The organism is Nocardioides secundeburneus (assembly GCF_039939255.1).
GTDB lineage: Bacteria > Actinomycetota > Actinomycetes > Propionibacteriales > Nocardioidaceae > Nocardioides.
Genome location: NZ_JBDUUE010000003.1, coordinates 433,071 through 454,626 on the forward strand (window position 1 = coordinate 433,071; position 21,556 = coordinate 454,626).

The window sequence follows — 21,556 nt, forward strand, 5'->3', positions numbered from 1 at the left end:
CCGGCGCGGATGAAGGTGTGGACATGGCCTGGGTCTACATCCTCCTCTGCGCCGACGGCACCTACTACGTCGGAAGCACCGTCGACCGTGAGCGTCGGCTGTGGGAGCACAACGAGTCACCGAACGGCGCCGGCTACACGTCTCGACGGCGTCCGGTCCGGATGGTGTGGTCGGCCGACTTCCCTTCCATCGAGCAGGCATTCACGTTCGAGAAGCGGATCTGCACGTGGAGCAGGGCGAAGAAGGAGGCGCTGATGCGCGGCGACTTCGATGAGCTCGTGGCGAAGTCACGTCGCAAGTCCGTGCAGGTCCGAGAGGCGGCGGGAGGTCTGGACGCGGACGGCCGGTGATCTCGAGGCGAGGTCGCGGGCGACCTCGCACCTCGATCAGCGCAGGGCGTCGAGGTCGAGGGCGACCTCGCACCTCGATCAGCGGGGAGCGGCTCGATCGACGTCGGTCGAGACGGAACTGCAACGAAAGTGTCCCCGGCAGTGAGTAGGGTCGTCGTATGGCCCAGGAGCAGAAGCAGCCGCGCCGGTCGCAGGAGACCGAAGAGACCACCGAGGTGGCGACCGAGACCGACGTCGCCGAGCGCAAGGAGGTCATCGACAGCGATGTCGACGACATCCTCGACGAGATCGACGAGGTCCTCGAGTCCAACGCCGAGGACTTCGTGAAGTCGTTCATCCAGAAGGGCGGGGAGTAGCCGCAGTGCACGACTCCCGCCTGCCGGCAGCCTTCCTGCGCACCGGCACCTCGTCGTTCAGCGACTTCCTCGGCGAGCAGGCCCCCGACCTGCTGCCCGGACGCCGCACGCTCCCGCAGGGCACCGGCCACGCCGGCGACCTCGCGCCCCACGGCACCACGATCGTCGCCGCCACCTTCCCCGGTGGCGTCGTCATGGCCGGCGACCGGCGGGCCACCGCCGGCAACGTGATCGCCCAGCGCGACATCCAGAAGGTCTACCCGGCCGACGAGTTCTCCGCGGTCGGCATCGCCGGCACCGCCGGGCTCGCGGTCGAGATGGTGCGCCTGTTCCAGACCGAGCTCGAGCACTACGAGAAGATCGAGGGCAGCCCGCTCTCCCTCGACGGCAAGGCCAACCGGCTCTCGACCCTCATCCGCGCCAACCTCGGCATGGCCATGCAGGGCCTGGTCGTGGTGCCGCTGTTCGCCGGGTTCGACCTGCGCGAGGGCTTCGGCCGCATCTTCAGCTACGACCCCACGGGCGGCCGCTACGAGGAGACCGCGTTCCACTCGGTCGGCTCGGGCTCGATGTTCGCCCGCGGCTCGCTCAAGAAGCTCTACCGCGACGACCTCAGCCTCATCGAGTGCGTCGAGGTGTGCGTGCAGGCCCTCTACGACGCCGCCGACGACGACTCCGCCACCGGTGGCCCCGACCTGACGCGGCGGATCTTCCCCGTCGTCCACGCGATCACCGCCGAGGGCGGCGCGCGGATGCCCGACGACGGTGTCGCCGAGGTCGCCAACCGCATCCTCGGCGGTCGGATGATCCGCCCCGACGGCCCCAACGCGGCGCTCACGACCCCGTCCAGCACGTCACCCAGCGCGGGAGGGCTGTCCTGATGAGTGCTCCGTTCTACGTCTCGCCCGAGCAGCTGATGAAGGACCGCGCCGACTTCGCGCGCAAGGGCATCGCCCGCGGTCGCTCGGTCGTCGCCGTGCAGTACGCCGACGGCATCCTGTTCGCCTCCGAGAACCCCTCGCAGGCGCTGCACAAGGTCTCCGAGATCTACGACCGCATCGCCTTCGCCGCCGTCGGTCGCTACAACGAGTTCGAGAACCTGCGCATCGCCGGCGTGCGGCTCGCCGACATGCGCGGCTACGCCTACGACCGTCGCGACGTGACCGGCCGCGGTCTCGCGAACGCCTACGCCCAGACGCTCGGCACGATCTTCTCCAGCGGCGGCGAGAAGCCCTACGAGGTCGAGATCTTCGTGGCCGAGGTCGGCGACACCGCCGCCGACGACCAGCTGTTCCGGCTCACCTACGACGGCCAGGTCGCCGACGAGCACGGGTTCGCCGTGATGGGCGGACAGGTCGACGTCGTCGCCGAACGGCTCCGAGACGCCGTGGTCACCGGTGCCCCGCTGGCCGAGGCGCTCCGAGCCGCCGTCGGCGCCCTGGGCCACTCCGACCAGGGCGACCGCGTGATCCCCGCCGACGACCTCGAGGTCGCGGTGCTCGACCGCACCCGCATCCAGACCCGCAAGTTCATGCGCCTCTCGCCCGCCCGGCTCGAGTCGCTGCTCGGCGAGCGAGGCACCGCCACGGCGTCGGCGCCGGTCGAGGGCGACCACGACCCGGGCGCGGCCAGCACGGCGCCCACGGTCGACGACCCCGCCGACCCGACCGACCAGGTGAGCGGTCGCGTCGACCCGCTCGAGGACCCCTCCTCGGGCGAGCCGCCGATCGCCCCGCCCGGCTGAGCGTGGACATCGACGCTCCCGGACCCCGACCGTGGGTCCGGGACGGCGACGACGTGGTCGCCTACGACGGCTTCGCGCGCATCCTGCACCGACAGTTGCTCCTGCCCGACGGGCGCCGGGCGGTCTGGGACATCCACGACACCCCGGCCACCGTCTCGGTGCTCGCCCTGACCGACGACGATCGGGTCGTCCTGGTCCGTCAGTTCCGGCCTGGGCCCGACCGCGTCGTCACCTCACTGCCGGGTGGGCTGGTCGACGAGGGCGAGGAGCCGGTCGCCGCCGGCGTCCGCGAGCTGCGGGAGGAGACGGGCTTCACCGTCGAGTCCGCCGAGCTGGTCGCCAGCATCGACCCGCCGAGCCACACCCGGCCGCGGCACGTCGTCCTGGCCCGTGGCGCACGGCACGTCGGCGACCAGGCGCTCGACGAGCTCGAGGACATCGACGTCGTCCTGATCGACGTCGACGAGCTGCGCCGGCGCCTCCGCGGCGGCGGGCTCGGCACGTCGGAGCAGACCTACCTCGCGCTCGACCACGCCGGTCTTCTCTGACGCCGGTCACGATCGGGCCACGGCGCGCCGACATCCGTGTCACATCAGGCCCCAACCGTCCACCCGCACCGTAGGGTCGAGACATGGACCGTCGGATCTTCGGCATCGAGAACGAGTACGGCGTCACGTGCACGTTCAAGGGGCAGCGGCGCCTCAGCCCCGACGAGGTCGCGCGCTACCTCTTCCGCAAGGTGGTCAGCTGGGGCCGCAGCAGCAACGTGTTCCTGCGCAACGGCGCGCGGCTCTACCTCGACGTCGGCAGCCACCCCGAGTACGCCACGCCCGAGTGCGACGACATCGCCGAGCTCGTCGCGCACGACAAGGCGGGCGAGCGGGTGCTCGAGGGCCTCCTGCTCGACGCCGAGCAGCGACTGCACGACGAGGGCATCGCCGGCGAGATCTACCTGTTCAAGAACAACACCGACTCCGCCGGCAACTCCTACGGGTGCCACGAGAACTACCTGGTCAGCCGCGCGGGGGAGTTCAGCCGGCTCGCCGACGTCCTCATCCCGTTCCTGGTCACGCGCCAGATCATCGTCGGCGCCGGCAAGGTCACGCAGACCCCGCGCGGTGCCTCCTACTCGGTGAGCCAGCGGGCCGAGCACATCTGGGAGGGCGTCTCGAGCGCGACGACGCGCAGCCGGCCGATCATCAACACGCGCGACGAGCCGCACGCCGACGCCGAGAAGTACCGCCGCCTGCACGTCATCGTCGGCGACTCCAACATGAGCGAGACCACGACGATGCTCAAGGTCGCCAGCTGCGACCTGGTGTTGCGGATGATCGAGGAGGGCGTGGTGATGCGCGACCTCACGATGGAGAACCCGATCCGCGCCATCCGGGAGATCTCGCACGACACCACCGGACGCCGCAAGGTCCGCCTGGCCAACGGTCGCGAGGCCAGCGCCCTCGACATCCAGGGGGAGTACCTCGCCAAGGCCCGCGACTTCGTCGACCGGCGCCAGATCAGCACCCCGCTCATCGAGCGCACGCTCGACCTGTGGGAACGCGGTCTGAAGGCCGTCGAGTCCGACGACCTCGGCCTCGTCGACCGCGAGATCGACTGGGTCATCAAGTGGAAGCTGATCGAGCGCTACCGCGCCAAGCACGGCCTGCCGCTCGGCCACCCGCGCATCGCCCAGCTCGACCTCGCCTACCACGACATCCACCGCTCGCGCGGGCTGTACTACCTGCTCGAGAAGCGGGGCGCGGTCGCCCGGGTCACCACCGACCTGAAGATCTTCGAGGCCAAGTCGGTGCCGCCGCAGACCACCCGGGCCCGGCTGCGCGGCGAGTTCATCCGCAAGGCGCAGGAGAAGCGCCGCGACTTCACCGTCGACTGGGTGCACCTGAAGCTCAACGACCAGGCGCAGCGCACGGTGCTGTGCAAGGACCCCTTTAGGGCCCAGGACGACCGCGTGCAGCGGCTCATCGACGGCATGTGACCTCGGCCGGTCGGTCGGCCGGTCCGTCGTCGTCCACAGGCGACGACGGCAACTGCGTCCCGCGCGGGCCTGCCTAGTAGGCTTCCGTCGCTCGTCCGTGTTCCACCCATGACCGCCGCAGCCACATCGAAGGTAGAAACTCCGTGCTCCGAGGCCCTCGCCGTACCGCCGCCCTCGTGGCGTCCCTCGTCGCCCTGTCGGGCGCTCTCGCCGCCTGCGGCGACAGCACCCCGGGCACCGGGTTGTCCTACGGCGACCGCCTCGACGCCGTCACCGTCGAGGGCGACTTCGGCGCCGCGGCCGTCTCGTTCGACGAGCGCATGCAGGCCGGCGACGACCTCGAGGTCGAGACCACGATCGAGGGCGACGGCCCGGCCCTGGCCGACGGCGACGAGATCTTCTTGAACTACCTCATCGGCAACGGCGCCGTCCGCGCCACCACGACCGACACCTTCGCCGGCGACGACGCCCCGATCGCCTTCGTGGTCGGTGCCGACGAGAACGCCGAGCCGCAGACCTTCGACGACGTCGTGCGCAACCTGCTCCTCGAGCACGTCACGGCCGGCGTCACCAAGGGCAGCCGCCTCGTGCTCACCGGCAACACCCGGGCGTTCTTCGGCGACCTCGCCGACTCGCCCGCGCTGGCCACCGAGGGCATCGGCAACGACGACGGCCTGATCATGGTCGTCGACGTCATGGACGTCACCCCGCTCGCCGGGCCCGAGAAGGACGCCGACGAGATCAAGCGCCCCGCCTGGGCGCCGCGCATCGACTACGGCCCCACGGGCCCGCGCAACTTCACCTTCGCGCCCATCGGTGCCGCACCCAAGCCGACCGACCCGCTCGAGGTCGCGGTGCTCCGCACCGGCACGGGCGACGAGGTCGAGGTGGGCGACCTGCTCGTGGCCCGCTACATGGGCTCGGTCTACGACGGCGAGAAGCCGTTCGACGAGACCTTCAGCAAGGGCAAGGAGCCGATCGAGCTGCGCGTGGGCGACTTCGTCGAGGGCTTCAACGAGGCGCTCACCGGCAAGACCGTCGGCAGCCGCGTCATCATGCGCATCCCCCCGGCCAAGGGCTACGGCGACCAGGCCAACGGCGACGCCATCCCGGCCAACTCGACGCTCTACTTCGTCGTCGACATCCTCGCCGCCGTCTGAGCCGACGACCTGGCTCCGAGGCGTGGCGGTGAGCGCGGCCAAGAGCGAACGGCTGCTCAACCTGCTGATCATGCTGCTGGTCAGCCAGAAGCTGGTCCCCAAGGACCGCATCCGCGAGATCCTCTACCCCGACGCGACCCCCGAGGCGTTCGACAAGATGTTCGAGCGTGACAAGGAGGAGCTGCGCTCGTTGGGCGTGCCGGTGCAGATCGGCCAGATCGACGCCTACTTCGACGACGCCCCCGGCTATCGCGTCGAACCCGACGACTTCGCGCTGCCGCAGATCGACCTCGAGGCCGACGAGGCGGCCGTGGTCGGCCTCGCCACCCGGGTCTGGGACCACCAACGCCTCGCCCGCGCGACCACGGAGGCCGTGCGCAAGCTGAGCGCCGCCGGCGCCGAGATCGACCTGTCGGCCCTCGACATCGCCCAGCCACGGCTCCCGGCCGACGAGCCCGCGTTCGACGTCTTCCTGGAGGCCGTGCTCGAGCGGTGCGTCGTCGAGTTCGACTACCAGCGCACCGGGGGCACGCCTCAGCGCCGCCGCCTGCAGCCGTGGGGGGTCACCCGCTACTCGGGGCGCTGGTACGTCGTCGGCCACGACCTCGACCGCGACGCCGAGCGGGTCTTCCGGCTCTCGCGGGTGCAAGGCGACGCGCGCCGGGTCGGACGCCCGGGCGCCTACACGATCCCCGAGGGCACCGACGTGTCGGCGGTCGCGCGCCGGCTCGCGCCCGCGCTGTCGACGACGCCGGTGGTGCTGCTCGTGCGCGAGGGGGCCGCACTCCCGCTGCGCCGGGCGGCGTCGTCGTCCGAGACCGGGGTGGCCGGGCCCGACGAGCGCACGTCGTGGGACCGTCTCGTGCTCGACCGGGCCTCGGTGGGCATCGCCGACGAGGTGCTGGGGTTCGGGCCGTCGGTCGTCATCGAGTCGCCGGCGTCGTTGCGCGAGCAGGTCGTCGCCCGGTTGCACGAGGTGCTGCGATGAGCGGCAGCGGCGCCAAGGACCAGGTCGCGCGGCTGCTCACGCTCGTGCCCTACCTGCACGCGCGCGGCAGCGTCTCGCTCGCCGAGGCCGCCGAGGCCCTCGACGTGACGCCCGTCATGCTGGTGCGTGACCTGAAGGTGCTCTTCATGTGCGGGCTGCCGGGCGGCTACCCCGACGAGCTCATCGACGTCGACCTCGACGCGCTCGAGGACGCCGAGGGACACGTGCACGGCGACGGCATGATCCGGGTCAGCAACGCCGACTACCTCGCCCGCCCCCTGCGGCTGACCCCGGTCGAGGCCTCGGCCATGATCGTGGCGCTGCGCGTGCTGCGCGCGGGCACCAGCCCCGAGACGGCCGCGATCGTCGACCGGGCGCTGGCCAAGCTCGAGACGGCGGCAGCCGCCGGGCCGTCGGCCGGCCCGGTCGCGGCCGCGCCCGACGACGTCGACGCGCCCGCCGTCGACCCCGGCCTCGCCGCGCGCCTGCACGACGCCGCCGCTCGCCAGGTGCAGGTCGAGCTCGACTACTACGTGCCGGCCCGCGACGAGCTGTCGCACCGCGTCGTCGACCCGCGGGGCGTCGTCCACCGGGAGGGGCAGGCCTACCTCGACGCCTGGTGCCACAGCGCCGAGGCACCGCGTCTGTTCCGGCTCGACCGCATCGCCCACGCCCGCGTGCTCGACACCCCGGTGCTCACCGAGCCGCAGGCACCGCGCGACCTGTCCGACGGTCTGTTCGACCGGGCCGACGACGCCGTCCTGGTCACGCTGCGGCTCGCGCCCGCGGCCCGCTGGGTACCGGAGTACTACGCGGTCGAGGACGTCCGCCCGCTCGACGGCGGCGAGATCGAGGTCGACCTGCTCGTCGCCGACGAGCGCTGGCTGACCAAGCTGCTCCTGCGCCTGGCGCCGCACGCCTCCGTGGTGGCGCCGGAGCGCTACGGCGGCGGGCTGGCGGCCGCCGCACAGGACACGCTCGCCCTCTACTCATCGTGGTCCGCGTAGGATCAGCCAGGAACACCCTCCAACAGATTGGGATCCCATGATCAACCCACTGATCGGCATGCCGCAGGGCGCCGAGTGGCTCGTGATCCTCGCCATCGTCGTGCTGGTCTTCGGCGCGGCGAAGCTGCCCGACCTCGCCCGGGGCACCGGGCAGGCACTGCGGATCTTCAAGAACGAGACCAAGGGCCTGCGCGACGACGACGAGGCCGACAAGCCCACCCCGAAGCCGACGCCGGCCTCCGAGATCTCCGCGCCCGGTGCCGAGGAGCAGGCCGCTCCCACCGCCATGACCGACGAGGTGCCGGCCCCCGAGCCCGACGCCCGCCGCAACAACGGCTGACCGGGGCCACCGCACTCACATGTCGATCGTCGGCGTCGCCAAGCTCTTCGTCGGCAAGCCCGTCCACCCCGTCGGAGACGACGGTCGGATGGCCTTGTCCGACCACCTGCGTGAGCTGCGCGCACGTCTGCTGAAGAGCGTCATGGTCGTCCTGGTCATCCTGGTCGCGGCGCTGTTCTTCTTCGACCAGATCTACGACGCCGTCTACTGGCCCGCGCGCGAGGCCGAGAAGGCGCTGCCCGAGGGCCAGCTGTTCTTGTCGACCAACGGCCCCGGCGCCGGCCTGATGATCTACCTCAAGCTCTGCGGGTTCGCCGCGCTGGTGCTGAGCGCCCCGTTCTGGCTCTACCAGATCTGGGCGTTCATCCTGCCCGGTCTGCACCCGCGCGAGCGCAAGTGGACCCGCATCTTCGCCGCGATCGCGGGGCCCCTCTTCCTCGTGGGCGCGGCCCTCGGCTACGTCACCCTCGCCAAGGGCATCGAGATCCTCGTCGGGTTCAACCCCGACGGCCTCACCAACATCGTCAACTTCGACGACTACCTGTCGTTCTTCAGCCGCACGATCCTGGTGTTCGGCATCGCCTTCGAGATCCCGCTGTTCGTCGTGCTGCTCAACCTGGCCGGCGTCGTCAAGGGCAAGACGCTGGGCGCCTACCGGCCGTGGATCATCGTCGGCGTCTTCGTCTTCGCCGCGGTCGCGACGCCCTCGGCCGACCCGTTCACCATGACGCTGATGGCCGTGCCCATGGTGCTGCTGTTCCTCGTCTCCGAGGTCATCGCCCGCTACAACGACCGTCGTCGCGCGCGCAAGAACCCGTTCGCCGGCCTCGACCCCGACGAGATCTCGCCGATCTCGTGACGCGATGACGACGGCGCCCGAGCCCGTCGACCCGTTCGACCTGCCCGAGGCCCTCGGCACCCACGACGTCACCTGGCGCGCCGACGACGGGCTCGCCGGTCACCGGGTCCGGGGCTGCCTCGAGCCCGACGGCGGCGCCGCCGTCGCCTGTGACCTGCTGGCGGTCGACGAGGCGTTCCCGGCCCCGGTCGCCGACGACGCCACCCGGCTGCTGGCCCACCAGGCCTGGCGTCACGGCCAGGTGCACCTCGTCTCCTACGACGGCCGACTCACGCTGCTCGTGCCCGGGCGGTGCTTCTCGGCCGAGCTCGTGCTCGAGAGCGTCGCCCGCCTGGCCAAGGCGCTGGGTGCGTCGGCGAAGCGCTACCGGGTCCTCCTGCGTCTCGGCCGCTGAGGCTGCGTCTAGGCTCGAGACGTGCCTGCCCGTCCCGGGCGCGACATCGCGCTGCTCATCAACCCGACCGCCGGCAAGGGCCGCGCGGCCGGCGTCCGCGATGTGGTGCTCCCGCGCCTGGAGGTGGCCGGACACGTGCGGTGCCTGGTCGGCGCCGACGCGGCCGAGTCGCTCGAGCTGGCCCGCTCCGCGGTCGCCGACGGCGTCGACGCCCTCGTGGTCGTCGGCGGCGACGGCATGGTCAACCTGGCCCTGCAGGTCCTCGCCGGGAGCGGCGTCCCGCTCGGCGTCGTGCCGGCCGGCACCGGCAACGACGTCGCCCGCTACGTCGGCCTGCACCGTCGAGACCCGATGGCGGCCGCCGACCGCATCGTCAAGGCCCTGACAACGGGGGAGCGGCGCACCTTCGACCTCGCCCGCACCCAGGGCCGCTACTACGCCACGGTCATGGCCGCCGGGTTCGACGCGATCGTCAACGAGCGCGCCAACGCCCTGACCTGGCCGAAGGGACAGGCGCGCTACCACCTCGCCACCCTGCTCGAGCTGCGGACCTTCACCCCGCGGCCCTACGTGCTCGAGCTCGACGACCACACCCTGACCACCGAGGCGATGCTCGTCGCCGTCGGCAACGGCCCCTCCTTCGGCGGCGGCCTGCGCATCGCCGAGGGTGCCTCCCTCGACGACGGCCTGCTCGACGTCGTCGTCATCACCCCGATCAGCAAGCCGGAGCTCGTGCGTACCTATCCGAAGCTGTTCCACGGCACCCACACCACCCACCGCGCCTACGAGCGGCACCAGGTGCGCCGCGTCACCGTCGCCGCACCAGGCATCGTCGGCTACGCCGACGGAGAGCGGTTCGGGACGCTCCCACTGACGATCGAGTCGGTCCCCGCGGCCGTGGAGGTACTCGCATGACGGAAGAACTCACCGCAGCCGAGCGCTACGCGGCCTCGCGCCGCTCGGCCCGGCACCCGGTGCTGCACGACTTCGAGGCGCACTACGAGTTCGGCCTCGACGACTTCCAGCTGCGCGCGTGCCGTGAGATCGAGGACGGCCACGGCGTCCTCGTCGCCGCGCCCACCGGCTCGGGCAAGACGATCGTCGGCGAGTTCGCCATCCACCTCGCCATGGCCACGGGCCGCAAGGCGTTCTACACCACCCCGATCAAGGCGCTGAGCAACCAGAAGTACCACGACCTCGTCGAGCGCTACGGCCCCGAGCAGGTCGGCCTGCTCACCGGCGACAACGTCGTCAACGGCGAGGCCCCGATCGTCGTCATGACCACCGAGGTGCTGCGCAACATGCTCTACGCGGGCTCGCGCACCCTGATCGGCCTCGGGTTCGTGGTGATGGACGAGGTGCACTACCTCGCCGACCGCTCCCGCGGTGCGGTGTGGGAGGAGGTGATCATCCATCTGCCCGAGTCGGTCACCCTCGTCTCGCTGTCGGCCACGGTCTCCAACGCCGAGGAGTTCGGCGAGTGGCTCGCCACCGTGCGGGGCGAGACCTCGACGATCCTGGAGGAGAAGCGGCCGGTGCCGCTCTACCAGCACGTCATGGTCGGACGCCGCCTGCTCGACCTGTTCGCCTCCTCCGACGTCGACGCCGCCGCCGGCTTCGTGAAGGAGGGCGCCCCGGTCAACGACGAGCTGCTCAAGGTCGCCCGCGACGACTGGGCCGCGTCGCGGATGAAGGACCGACGCACGCCCAAGGGCTCTCGGCAACGAGGGGGCCAGGGCGGGCCGCGGCAGACCCAGAACCGGCGCGTGTGGATCCCGAGCCGGCCCGACGTCATCGACCGCCTCGACCGCGAGGGCCTCCTGCCGGCCATCGTGTTCATCTTCAGCCGGGTCGGCTGCGACGCCGCCGTCTCGCAGTGCCTCGCGGCCGGGGTCAACCTGACGACGCCCGAGGAGCGCGACCTCGTCGTCGAGTACGTCGAGAGCGCCACGCGGCACCTGCCCTCCGACGACCTGCACGTGCTCGGCTACCACGACTTCCTCGACGGGCTCTCACGTGGCGTGGCCGCCCACCACGCCGGGATGCTGCCGGCGTTCAAGGCCGTGGTCGAGGAGCTCTACCTACGAGGGCTGTGCAAGGTCGTCTTCGCCACCGAGACCCTGGCGCTCGGCATCAACATGCCGGCCCGCACGGTCGTGATCGAGAAGCTGTCGAAGTGGAACGGCGAGAACCACGCCGACATCACCCCGGGGGAGTACACCCAGCTCACCGGTCGCGCCGGACGGCGCGGGCTCGACGTCGAGGGCCACGGCGTCGTGCTGTGGCAGCCGGGCACGAACCCGCGCGACCTCGCCGGCCTCGCCTCCACCCGCACCTACCCGCTCCGCTCGTCGTTCCGCCCGTCGTACAACATGGCGGTCAACCTGGTGCACCAGTTCGGTCGGGAGCGCTCGCGCGAGCTGCTCGAGCAGTCGTTCGCCCAGTTCCAGGCCGACAAGGCCGTCGTCGGGCTGGCTCGTCAGCTGGCCAAGAGCGAGGATGCCCTGGCCGGCTACGCCGAGGCCGCCTCGTGCCACCTCGGCGACTTCATGGAGTACGCCGCGCTGCGCCACCAGATCGGCGTCGTCGAGAAGTCCTCCAGCCGCGCCCAGCGCACCGACCGCCGTGAGGAGGCCGTCGAGTCGCTGCGCCTGCTGAAGGTCGGCGACGTCATCCAGGTGCCGGTCGGCAAGTTCGCCGGCTACGCCGTCGTCGTCGACCCCGGCTGGACGCCGGACAACCCCCGCCCCATGGTCGTCACCGCCGACCGCCAGGCTCGGCGCCTCGCGATGATCGACTTCCCGACGCCCGTCGAGGCCGTGGCCAAGCTGAAGGTGCCGAAGAGCTTCAACGGCCGCAACCCGCAGATGCGCCGCGACCTCGCCAACGCGCTCCGCGACAAGACCCACGGCCTCGTGCCCCCGCCCCCGGGGCGTGGGCGCAGCGGCGGCGGGCGGCCCGACGCCGTCAACGACGAGATCGACCGGCTCCGGGCGCAGCTCAAGGAGCATCCCTGCCACCGCTGCCCCGAGCGCGAGGACCACGCCCGCTGGGCCGAACGCTGGTTCAAGCTCGACCGCGACTCCGCCACGCTCCGCCGTCGCATCGAGCAGCGCACCAACACCGTCGCACGTCAGTTCGACCGGGTCTGCGAGGTGCTCACCGCGCTCGAGTACCTCGAGGAGGACCGGGTCACCGACCGCGGTGCACGGCTTCGGCGGCTCTACGGCGAGATGGACCTGGTGGCCGCCGAGGCGCTGCGGCTCGGCATCTGGGAGGGGCTGACGCCGTCCGGTCTCGCCGCCGCACTCTCGTCGCTGGTCTTCGAGACCCGGCGGGCCGACGACGCCCGGGTGCCCCGGGTGCCCGGCGGCGCGATCGGGGAGGCCCTGGAGGCCACCCGCCGGGTCTGGGCCGACCTCGACGCGCTCGAGAGGGAGCGCCGCCTCGACTTCCTCCGCCCGCCCGACGTCGGGTTCGCCTGGATCGCCTACCGCTGGGCCGAGGGCGACGACCTCGACGACCTGCTCGGCGGCACCGACCTGTCGGCCGGCGACTTCGTGCGCTGGACCAAGCAGCTGCTCGACCTCGCGGGCCAGGTGGCCGACGCCGCCGGCGACTCGCCGTTGCGCACCACCGCCCGCCAGGTGTCGGCGCTCGTCAAGCGCGGGGTGGTGGCCTACTCGGGGCTGGCCGACGACGCCTGACGGCCCTCGGTGGCCACCGCTCGCCGTCAGCGCGCGGCCGGAGCCCCCGTGATCGGCCAGACGTCGCCGACCGAGCCCTCGTCGCGGATCGCGGCGACCAGCACCTGGGCCAGGTCGGCCCGCGGCACCGAGCCCGGGACGACGCCCGCGCCGAGGTCGACCTCGCCCGTGGCGGCGTCGTCGGTGAGACGCTCGGGACGGAACACCGTCCACGACAGACCGCTGCCGGCGGCCAGGCCGACCGTGCGACCCTGCGAGGCGTCGGCGACCATGACGAAGCGCTGCACACCGGCGAACCGGGCCGCCTCGACGACGACGTCGGCGTGCTCGCTCGCCGCGACCACGACCGCGGCGCACCCGCGCAGCGCGTCGGCGACCGGGCGGACACCCTGGGCGAGGTCGACCATGCGCACCTCGGCACCGGCGCGCTCGAGCAGGGCCCGGTGCGCCTCGTTGCGGACGACGGCGACCGCCGGCGCGTCCTCTCGGGCGGTGAGCGCGTCGATGACGTGCCGGCCGAGGCGTCCGTTGGCCCCCACCACCGCGACACGCGGGCTCCCGCTCCACCGGTCGTCGTCGGCCGGCGTCGACCAGGGCAGGGCGGTGCCACGCACGACGGGCACGGCCGGGTAGCGGCTCCCGATCCACGCGAGCGCCTCCCCGAACGTGGTGCGGCCGGCCTCGCCCACCAGGACGGTGCGCGCCTGGCCCGGGGTCAGCCGCAGGAGCGCCCCGGCCTGGCGCAGGTCGGGGCGCTCGAGGGCGCCCTCGTCGGGCAGCCGGTCGTCGGCCAGCGTGAACCGCAGCACCTCGAGCGGGACGTCGGTGCCGAGCGCCTTGACCTTGCGCAGCTCGAGCGTCGTCCACGACACCGAGGTGATCCACGACCACGGGTACGTCGACCACCCGAGGTTCTCGGGCGCGTCGTCGGGGAGGTCGTCGGGGAGCAGGCCGTCGAGCACGTGCAGGCCGTCGTCGTCGAGCCGGGCGATCACGGCAGGCTGCGCCGCGGCCCGCAGCTGCGCGACGCCTCGAAGGCCACGCACGGCACCGAACACACCCAGGGCGCCGATCACCACCGCGTACAGCGTGGCGGTGCCGCTGAGCTCGCGGGTCGTGAGACCGACGAAGCAGGCGCCGGCCAGGAACACCATGAACACGACGCCGCCGATCAGCACACCGGTCAGCCAGCGCAGTCCGCTGGACGGCGACGAGCGGATCTCGTGGGAGCTCATCGGCGCGCTCACGCCTGGGCGGCGAGCACGCCGAGCAGCCGCTCGGTCGGGCTCTCGAGGCCCCACCGCTCGGCGAGGGAGGCGACGAGGTCGGGGTCGGGGGGCGCGGTCGGCAGGGTGGTGCGGCTGCGGTCGAGCTCGATGTCGCGCGCCACGGCGACGACCTCCGGCGCGACCGCGAGGTAGTCGGCGGCCGCCTTGATCTTAGCCCGGGGGCCGTTGGCCAGCCCGGACGACGGGTCGCCGGCGGCCGCGACGATGCCGTCGAGGTCGCCGAACTTCTGCAGCATCGACGCCGCCGTCTTCTCCCCGACGCCGGCGACGCCCGGCAGGCCGTCGGAGGCGTCGCCGCGCAGCGTCGCGAAGTCGGCGTACTGGCGCGCCTCGATGCCGTACTTCTCGCGCACCCACTGCTCGTCGACGCGCTCGTGGCGCCCGACGCCCTTGCCGATGTAGAGGATGCGGACGGGGCCGCCCTCGGCGTCGTCGTCGACGAGCTGGAACAGGTCGCGGTCGCCGGTGACGGCGTCGACCGGCATGCCGGCCCCGGTGGCGAGGGTGCCGATGACGTCGTCGGCCTCGTAGCCGGGCGCGCCGAGCACGCAGATGCCGAACGCCTCGAGCACCTCGCGGATCAGCGGCACCTGCCGGCCGAGCTCGTCCTCGACCTCCTCGACGTCGGGGGCGCTCTCGACCTCCTCGACGACCCGGTGCGACTTGTACGACGGGATCAGGTCGACGCGCCACTGCGGGCGCCAGTCGTCGTCCCAGCAGCAGACCAGGTCGGAGGGCCGGTACTCGTCGACGAGCCGTGCGACGTAGCCGAGCATGCCGCGCACGGCGTTGACGTTGGTGCCGTCGGGGGCGGCGTAGGACGGCATGCCGAAGTAGGCCCGGAAGTACATGGAAGCGGTGTCGAGCAGGAGCAGGCGGCGGACGTCGCTGGTCACGCGCCGCATCCTGCCACGGCGTCCCGGAGGCGGACGACGGCGTCGGCCGTCGCGCCACCGGTGGACGGCTCGCGGTCGGAGACCACGCGTCTCGGTAGGGTGCGCGCGTGACGACAGAGCTCGAGGCGACCGATCGCCGCATCCTGGAGCTGCTCTCCGCCGACGGCCGGATGTCGTTCACCGACCTCGGCCGGGCCACCGGGCTGTCGACCTCGGCGGTGCACCAACGCGTCAAGCGGCTGGAGCAGCGGGGCCTCATCCTCGGCTACGGCGCGACGGTCAACCACGACGCGATCGGCCTGCCGCTCACCGCGTTCATCTCGATCCGACCCATCGACCCCTCGCAGCCCGACGACTCGCCCGAGCGGCTCAAGGACCTGCCCGAGATCGAGTCGTGCTGGTCGGTGGCCGGCGACGAGTCCTACATCCTCAAGATCCGGGTGGCGACGCCGGTCGACCTCGAGGCCCTGCTGGCCCGGGTACGGGCCGCGGCCAACGTCTCGACCCGTACCACGATCGTGCTCTCGACGCCCTACGAGAGTCGGCCGGTCGTCGGCGGGGAAGAGCCTGCACGCCGCACTTGAGGGGTCTCGACACGCCGGTTCGTCGGGGCGAGCAAGCTCGCCCGACGACGGCTCGCTCGACCACCATCAACAGCGCGGGCCGGGGCAAGCGCCGTCCGCGCTGTCACCAGGCCTGCAGCGCAGCGGTGCGGCGCGAGGCCTCGGCGACCTCGGCGGCCTTGAGTGCGGTCGAGTCGAGGTCGGCGTGCGCGGCCCACCACGCCTGGCCCTCGGCGGGCAGGGTGTGGATCGGGTCGTAGTACTCGTAGGTGCGGTCCATGTCGTGGGCCGCGTCGGTCTCGATCGAGGTGCGGTAGTTCTTCGTCCAGTGGGAGATGCCGCGCTCGGTGTCGTAGGAGGCCAGCTGGTGCACCCACCGCTTGCCGACGAACGGCACGTCGCACACGATGCGTGGCGTGGCGAAGCCCGGCAAGTAGCCCATGATGTGGTGCTGCAGGCGCTGGGCGTCGGCGACCGAGACCCGCCAGTGCTCCGAGAACGGGATCATGTCGCACATGTAGAAGTAGTAGGGCGTGATCTGGGCGCCGTCGAGCAGGCGGAAGCACAGGTCGAGCAGGGCGTAGGGGTCGGCGTTCACGCCGTTGAGCAGCACACCCTGGTTGCGGACGTCGCGCAGGCCGGCGTCGAGCATCGCCCGTGACGCCTGGGCCACGACCGGGGTGATCGAGTTCGCGTGGTTGGCGTGGGTGTGCATCGCCAGCGAGACCCCGCGCGAGCGGGCGGTGGCCGCGACCTTGCTCATGCCCTCGACGAGGTCGGGCTGCAGCCAGTGCTGCGGCAGGCCGACGAGGGCCTTGGTGGCCAGCCGGATGTCGCGGATGTTGTCGATCTCGAGCAGCGCGGTCAAGAAGGCCTCGAGACGGGGCCAGGGCAGGTTGGCGACGTCGCCGCCGGAGACGACGACGTCGCGCACGGTCGGGGTGCGGCGCAGGTAGTCGAGCATCGACTCGACGCGGTCGGTCGGCTTGGCGACGAACTTGAGCTTGTCGACGGTGGGCGTGGAGTTGCCGACGAGGTCCATGCGGGTGCAGTGGCCGCAGTACTGCGGGCAGGTCGGCAGCAGCTCGGCGAGCACCTTGGTGGGGTAGCGGTGGGTGAGGCCCTCGGTGGCCCACATGTCGTGCTCGTGCAACGAGTCGCGGGTGGCGTGCGGGTGGGAGGAGAAGTCGGTGCGGCGGTCGCTGAAGACCGGGATCATGTAGTGGCGCACCGGGTCGGCGTAGAAGGCCTCGGTGAGCGAGCCGGGCCCGCCGACCGGGGCCTGCGGCACCATCGTGTTCATCATCTGCGGCGGCACGAGCATCGACATCGTGGCCCGCTCGGCCTGGTCGCGCTCGAGGTCGGCGTAGAACCGCTCGTCGACGAGGTCGCCGAGCAGGGCGCGCAGCTGCTTGACGTTCTTGATGCAGTGGGCCCGCTGCCACTGCACCGAGGCCCACTCCTCGGCCGTGACGCCGGACCAGCCCGGGAACCGGGTCCAGTCGGGCTCGACGAGCTCGACCTGACGGTAGGGGTAGGGCTGGCCGGACTCCAGGCCGATGCTGGTCTCGATGCTCATCTCGCCTCTGACTCTCTCGTGGACTCGTGCTCCGCTGGCTGCGCCCGGGGCGCGATGTGGCCTACGATACGGGCAGATCATCCGGTCCACACAACCTACGACCGCAAGTCTTCCTGTTTCAGTGCCGTAACCACGAAGGACGTTGCCTGTGACCCGCCCCGAGAGCGACCCGACCGGTCTGCACCGCGTGCTCGACCGACCCGTCGTCCTGCCCCAGGCCGCGCAGCGCCTCGACACCCGCCGTGAGCTGTGGCCCGACGAGGTGCGCATCCGCGTCGAGCGGCTCAACCTCGACGCCGCCTCCTACCGTCAGCTCGAGCGGGTGCACACCGTCGACGGCCGGGTCGACGGCGACGCGATCCGTGCTGCTGTGCTCGACATCGTGCACAGCCGCGGCAAGATGCAGAACCCCGAGACCGGGTCCGGCGGCATGCTGGTCGGCACCGTCGAGGAGGTCGGCCCCGACTCGCCCCTCGGGCTGGACGTCGGCGACCGCGTCGCGACCCTGGTCTCGCTCACCCTGACCCCGCTGGTCGTCGACGACGGCCTCGCCGCCTGGGACGGGCTCGGCGAGCAGGTTCCCTGTGACGGCTACGCCGTGCTCTTCGGTCGCTCCATCGCCGCGGTGCTGCCCGACGACCTCGACCCCGCGCTCAGCCTGGCCGTGATGGACGTCTGCGGCGCCCCCGCGCTCACCGCCCGCGTCGTCGGCGAGTACGTCGCCGCAGGGCGCACCCCGACGGTCGCCGTCGTCGGCGGCGGCGGCAAGTCCGGCTCGCTGTCGCTGGCCGCCGCGCGCCAGGCCGGGGCCGCGACGACCATCGGCGTCGTCCCGCACCAGGCCGAGGCCGACCTGCTCGCGCCGACCGGGCTGGCCGACGAGGTGACCATCGCCGACGCCCGCGACCCGGTCGCGCTGCGCGACGCCGTCGAGAAGGCCGGTGGGCCGGCCGACGTGACGGTGGTGTGCGTCGACGTGCCCGGCTGCGAGGGGGGCGCGGTGCTGGCCACCGCCGAGGGCGGCACGGTCGTCTTCTTCTCGATGGCCACGTCGTTCTCGGCCGCCGCGCTCGGCGCCGAGGGCCTCGCCGCCGACGTCCGCATGCTCGTCGGCAACGGCTACGTGCCCGGTCACGCCGCCTACGCGCTGGAGCTGCTGCGGGGCCACGACGGCGTGCGGGCCCTGTTCGAGAGCAGGCTCGAGGCATGACCCGGCCCAGCTTCGGCAAGCTCGACCTCGACCCGGCCACCGTCAAGCACGCGCGCAGCCTGGCCCGCAAGGCCGGACGCCCCATCGTCACCCTGGCCAAGAAGCACACCACCGTCGCCGTCGAGCGCGCCACGCTGCGCATGGCGGGTCTCGGCGGCGCCGACGACGAGGGCACCCCGTGGGTCAACCGGCTGCTCGACGTCGTCCGCGCCGACCTGCACGACGTCGGGGGCCTCGAGCACGGGGTCGCGCTGCCGGTCTGGGACGCGCTGGTGCGCGGCGAGGCCGACGACCTGGCCGTGCTCGCCCAGAAGGCCGCAGCCGGCTCGATCACCTTCCGCCTGCCCGAGGGCCGCGACGCCCAGCGGGCGCGCACCGCCAGCCGGCGGGCGGTCGCGGCCGGCGTCCGGGTGATCGACAAGCGGCGCGTCGAGCGCGAGCGGCTCATCAAGCGCCACGGCGACGCGCCGCGCCAACCGTGGATCTACCTCATCGTCGCCACCGGCGACATCTACGAGGACATCCCGCAGGCGCAGCAGGCCGCGCGCGAGGGCGCCGACGTCATCGCCGTCATCCGCTCGACCGGGCAGAGCCTGCTCGACTTCGTGCCCGAGGGCGCGACGCGCGAGGGCTACGCCGGCACCTACGCCACGCAGGAGAACTTCCGGCTCATGCGCGCCGCGCTCGACGAGTCGAGCAAGGAGCTCGGGCGCTACGTGCGGCTCACCAACTACGCCAGCGGTCTGTGCATGCCCGAGATCGCGACCCTGGCCGGCCTCGAGCGGCTCGACATGATGCTCAACGACTCGATGTACGGGATCCTCTTCCGCGACATCAACCCGATCCGCACCTTCGTCGACCAGCGGTTCAGCCGTCAGGTGCACGCCCGGGCCGGCATCATCATCAACACCGGCGAGGACAACTACCTCACCACCGCCGACGCCGTCGAGGCCGCCCACACGGTCACCACCAGCCAGCTGCTCAACGAGTACTTCGCCAAGGAGGCCGGCCTCGACGACTGGCAGCTCGGCCTCGGGCACGCCTTCGAGATCGACCCGTCCATCCCCGACTCCTTCCGCATGGAACTCGCCCACGCACTGCTGGCCCGCGAGGTCTTCCCGAAGGCCCCGCTCAAGTGGATGCCGCCGACGCGACACATGACCGGCGACGTGTTCAAGGGCAACCTGCTCGACGGCTTCTTCAACCTCGCCGGCGCCCTCACCGGGCAGGGCATCCTGCTCGTCGGCATGATGACCGAGGCCGTCGTCACGCCGTGGCTCTCCGACCGCGACATCGCCCTGCAGAACGTCCGCTACGTCATGGACGCCGCCGGCCGCCTCCACGAGGACTTCCACCCCGCGCCCGACGGCTTCATCGTCCAGCGCGCCAACCAGGTGCTCGCCGAGTCGATCGAGCTGCTCGACCGCATCGTCGACGGCGACGGCGGGGGACTGCTCGGCGCCATCGCCGACGGCACCTTCGGGCTGATGAAGCGGCCCGCCGACGCCGGCCGCGGGCTCGACGGCGTCGCCCGCAAGTCGGCGGCCTACTACAACCCCGCGACCGACCTGCTCGACGAAGGAGCCACCCGATGAGCGTCGTCATGCCCTACGGCGACACCACCGGCGACGGCATGGTGCAGCTCAGCTTCACGCTGCCGATGTCGCACTCGAAGGTCGCGGAGGGCTCGGCCGTGCAGCTGGCCAACAAGATGGGCATGGACCCCGCCCTGGTCGTGCACGCCAAGCCGATGGGGCCGGGCTTCACGTTCTTCGTCGTCTACGGCCGCGTCAACCACGTCGTCGACCCCAGCGTCGTCCAGGTCGTCGAGCGCGACTACCCGCTGCTGACGCCGAAGGAGGTCAACGCGGCGGTCAAGCGCTCGGTCCGGCGCCGGCTGACGGTCGTGGGGGCCTGCATCGGCACCGACGCCCACACCGTCGGCATCGACGCCATCCTCAACATCAAGGGGTTCGCGGGGGAGAAGGGGCTGGAGTACTACCGCGAGCTCAAGGTGGTCAACCTCGGCGCGCAGGTCTCGGTGCCCGAGCTGGTCGACCGCGCGCGGGCCGAGAAGGCCGACGCCGTCCTGGTCTCCCAGGTCGTCACCCAGCGCGACGCCCACCTGCTCAACACCCGCGAGATGTCGGCGGCCTTCCGCGAGTCCTACCCCTCCGACCGGCGTCCGCTGCTCATCGTCGGCGGTCCCCGCTTCGACGAGACGATGGCCGCCGAGCTCGGCGTCGACCGCGTCTTCGGCCGCGGGACGACGCCCGGCGAGGTCGCCTCGTTCATCGCCCACAAGCTCGCGCCCGGCCCGGCCGGGCCCCGTGGGAAGGTCGCCTGATGTCCAACGACCACCTCGTCGGCACCCGCGTCGTGCACCGCCGCTACGTGCCCTACGCCCACGCCCACTACGCCGGCAACCTCGTCGACGGCGCCTACAGCCTCGGCCTGTTCGGCGACGTCGCCACCGAGCTGTGCATCGTCACCGACGGCGACGAGGGCCTGTTCGCCTCCTACGACGACGTGCAGTTCAAGGCCCCGGTGCGCGCCGGTGACGTGCTCGAGGTGACCGCCGAGCTGGTACGGGCCGGCACCCGCTCACGGGTCATGGAGTTCGCCGTGCACGTGGTGGCCCGAGGGGCGGCGACCGAGGCGCAGCCCGGCCGCGCCGAGGTGCTCGCACCGCCGCTGCTGGCCACCACCGCCACCGGCACCGTGGTCGTGCCGTGAGCCTTATCGCAGCTCGTCGGAGTGTCGGCGACGACACGCCGTGCCGAGGGACTATTTCTCGGGCTATTTCGACGCAAGGGACCCTCTCCTGACCTGCGGCTTTGCGCGTCCTCGCAGGTCAGCGCGCTGTTGACTCCCGCACGCGGCCACGGAAACCTAGCCGCCGTTCGCTCGCGCAGGTCGTTGCGCGCGGACCGACGTCCGAGTGGCCGAGGCTCATCAGGTGTAGCGCCAACATCGTGGTGAGCATGGTTCGCGGAGGTCGGTCCGCGCCGACGGGAGCGGACGCGGGAAGGCCCCCCAGGCCGAGACAACGATCCCGTCACGGCAGCCCGTCGTGGCCGGGAACGGCCGGAGCCGGGGCGCTGGATCGCGGGGTCCCTGC

At 72.0% G+C, this 21,556-nt stretch carries 22 protein-coding genes; 19 read left to right on the forward strand and 3 right to left on the reverse strand.

From position 1 onward, the window contains the following. Positions 1 to 23 precede the first annotated feature (23 nt). From ABFT23_RS10260 to ABFT23_RS10325, 14 genes are all read left to right on the forward strand, one after another. On the forward strand, positions 24 to 350 hold the full coding sequence (locus ABFT23_RS10260; protein WP_347894818.1) for a GIY-YIG nuclease family protein: 327 nt from the start codon (positions 24 to 26) through the stop codon (positions 348 to 350). A gap of 158 nt (positions 351 to 508) precedes the next feature. After that, positions 509 to 706 (forward strand): ubiquitin-like protein Pup, encoded by a 198-nt coding sequence (locus ABFT23_RS10265; RefSeq protein WP_347894820.1) that lies wholly within the window; start codon positions 509 to 511, stop codon positions 704 to 706. Between the two features lie 5 nt (positions 707 to 711). Beyond that, positions 712 to 1,587, forward strand: coding sequence for a proteasome subunit beta (gene prcB, locus ABFT23_RS10270; RefSeq protein WP_347894822.1), 876 nt, complete (start codon positions 712 to 714; stop codon positions 1,585 to 1,587). After that, the gene (prcA, locus tag ABFT23_RS10275; RefSeq protein WP_347894824.1) at positions 1,587 to 2,450 is read left to right on the forward strand and encodes a proteasome subunit alpha; all 864 of its coding nucleotides are present in this window, start codon (positions 1,587 to 1,589) and stop codon (positions 2,448 to 2,450) included. The genes prcB and prcA overlap by 1 nt, the downstream gene beginning before the upstream one ends. A gap of 53 nt (positions 2,451 to 2,503) precedes the next feature. Next, positions 2,504 to 2,998 (forward strand): NUDIX hydrolase, encoded by a 495-nt coding sequence (locus ABFT23_RS10280; protein WP_347894826.1) that lies wholly within the window; start codon positions 2,504 to 2,506, stop codon positions 2,996 to 2,998. 83 nt (positions 2,999 to 3,081) lie between these two features. Beyond that, entirely contained in the window at positions 3,082 to 4,443 is a 1,362-nt protein-coding gene (gene pafA / locus ABFT23_RS10285) for a Pup--protein ligase (RefSeq protein ID WP_347894828.1), read from the forward strand. A gap of 176 nt (positions 4,444 to 4,619) precedes the next feature. Then, complete coding sequence (locus ABFT23_RS10290; RefSeq protein ID WP_347894830.1) at positions 4,620 to 5,603, forward strand: FKBP-type peptidyl-prolyl cis-trans isomerase; 984 nt, start codon at positions 4,620 to 4,622, stop codon at positions 5,601 to 5,603. A gap of 28 nt (positions 5,604 to 5,631) precedes the next feature. Continuing rightward, positions 5,632 to 6,591 carry a helix-turn-helix transcriptional regulator gene (locus ABFT23_RS10295; protein WP_347894831.1) on the forward strand — a complete coding sequence of 320 codons (960 nt, stop codon included), beginning with the start codon at positions 5,632 to 5,634 and terminating at the stop codon, positions 6,589 to 6,591. Continuing rightward, positions 6,588 to 7,598, forward strand: a complete 1,011-nt coding sequence (locus ABFT23_RS10300; RefSeq protein ID WP_347894832.1) for a helix-turn-helix transcriptional regulator — start codon at positions 6,588 to 6,590, stop codon at positions 7,596 to 7,598. Before ABFT23_RS10295 ends, ABFT23_RS10300 begins: the two co-directional genes overlap by 4 nt. 37 nt (positions 7,599 to 7,635) lie before the next feature. After that, positions 7,636 to 7,938, forward strand: a complete 303-nt coding sequence (gene tatA, locus ABFT23_RS10305; protein WP_347894834.1) for a Sec-independent protein translocase subunit TatA — start codon at positions 7,636 to 7,638, stop codon at positions 7,936 to 7,938. Between the two features lie 19 nt (positions 7,939 to 7,957). Beyond that, positions 7,958 to 8,797: a twin-arginine translocase subunit TatC gene (gene tatC / locus ABFT23_RS10310; protein ID WP_347894836.1), complete on the forward strand. Its 840-nt coding sequence runs from the start codon at positions 7,958 to 7,960 to the stop codon at positions 8,795 to 8,797. 4 nt (positions 8,798 to 8,801) lie between these two features. Beyond that, positions 8,802 to 9,191 carry a hypothetical protein gene (locus tag ABFT23_RS10315; RefSeq protein WP_347894838.1) on the forward strand — a complete coding sequence of 130 codons (390 nt, stop codon included), beginning with the start codon at positions 8,802 to 8,804 and terminating at the stop codon, positions 9,189 to 9,191. Positions 9,192 to 9,212: 21 nt separating this feature from the next. After that, positions 9,213 to 10,106 carry a diacylglycerol/lipid kinase family protein gene (locus ABFT23_RS10320; RefSeq protein ID WP_347894840.1) on the forward strand — a complete coding sequence of 298 codons (894 nt, stop codon included), beginning with the start codon at positions 9,213 to 9,215 and terminating at the stop codon, positions 10,104 to 10,106. Continuing rightward, positions 10,103 to 12,898 (forward strand): DEAD/DEAH box helicase, encoded by a 2,796-nt coding sequence (locus ABFT23_RS10325; RefSeq protein ID WP_347894842.1) that lies wholly within the window; start codon positions 10,103 to 10,105, stop codon positions 12,896 to 12,898. The genes ABFT23_RS10320 and ABFT23_RS10325 overlap by 4 nt, the downstream gene beginning before the upstream one ends. 26 nt (positions 12,899 to 12,924) lie before the next feature. On the opposite strand, the gene ABFT23_RS10330 is transcribed toward ABFT23_RS10325, so the two are convergent. Then, positions 12,925 to 14,133 (reverse strand): NAD(P)H-binding protein, encoded by a 1,209-nt coding sequence (locus ABFT23_RS10330; protein ID WP_347894844.1) that lies wholly within the window; start codon positions 14,131 to 14,133, stop codon positions 12,925 to 12,927. An 8-nt stretch (positions 14,134 to 14,141) separates the two neighbouring features. Next, on the reverse strand, positions 14,142 to 15,083 hold the full coding sequence (locus ABFT23_RS10335) for a 5'-3' exonuclease (protein ID WP_347894846.1): 942 nt from the start codon (positions 15,081 to 15,083) through the stop codon (positions 14,142 to 14,144). 107 nt (positions 15,084 to 15,190) lie between these two features. Here ABFT23_RS10335 and ABFT23_RS10340 point away from each other — a divergent pair, with 107 nt between their 5' ends. After that, the gene (locus ABFT23_RS10340; protein ID WP_347894848.1) at positions 15,191 to 15,667 is read left to right on the forward strand and encodes an Lrp/AsnC family transcriptional regulator; all 477 of its coding nucleotides are present in this window, start codon (positions 15,191 to 15,193) and stop codon (positions 15,665 to 15,667) included. A 103-nt stretch (positions 15,668 to 15,770) separates the two neighbouring features. Here the strand turns inward: ABFT23_RS10340 and ABFT23_RS10345 are convergent, their stop codons facing one another. After that, positions 15,771 to 17,225, reverse strand: coding sequence for a KamA family radical SAM protein (locus ABFT23_RS10345; RefSeq protein WP_347894850.1), 1,455 nt, complete (start codon positions 17,223 to 17,225; stop codon positions 15,771 to 15,773). Between the two features lie 148 nt (positions 17,226 to 17,373). On the opposite strand from ABFT23_RS10345, the gene kdd reads away from it, so the two are divergent. Genes kdd through kal form a run of 4 tightly spaced genes read left to right on the forward strand, consistent with a single transcriptional unit; the run spans position 17,374 to position 21,171 of the window. Then, positions 17,374 to 18,435, forward strand: coding sequence for an L-erythro-3,5-diaminohexanoate dehydrogenase (gene kdd, locus ABFT23_RS10350; protein ID WP_347894852.1), 1,062 nt, complete (start codon positions 17,374 to 17,376; stop codon positions 18,433 to 18,435). Continuing rightward, positions 18,432 to 20,030 (forward strand): lysine 5,6-aminomutase subunit alpha, encoded by a 1,599-nt coding sequence (kamD, locus tag ABFT23_RS10355; RefSeq protein ID WP_347894854.1) that lies wholly within the window; start codon positions 18,432 to 18,434, stop codon positions 20,028 to 20,030. Before kdd ends, kamD begins: the two co-directional genes overlap by 4 nt. Continuing rightward, on the forward strand, positions 20,027 to 20,782 hold the full coding sequence (kamE, locus tag ABFT23_RS10360) for a lysine 5,6-aminomutase subunit beta (RefSeq protein ID WP_347894856.1): 756 nt from the start codon (positions 20,027 to 20,029) through the stop codon (positions 20,780 to 20,782). Before kamD ends, kamE begins: the two co-directional genes overlap by 4 nt. Next, on the forward strand, positions 20,782 to 21,171 hold the full coding sequence (gene kal / locus ABFT23_RS10365) for a 3-aminobutyryl-CoA ammonia lyase (protein ID WP_347894858.1): 390 nt from the start codon (positions 20,782 to 20,784) through the stop codon (positions 21,169 to 21,171). Before kamE ends, kal begins: the two co-directional genes overlap by 1 nt. Positions 21,172 to 21,556 lie beyond the last annotated feature (385 nt).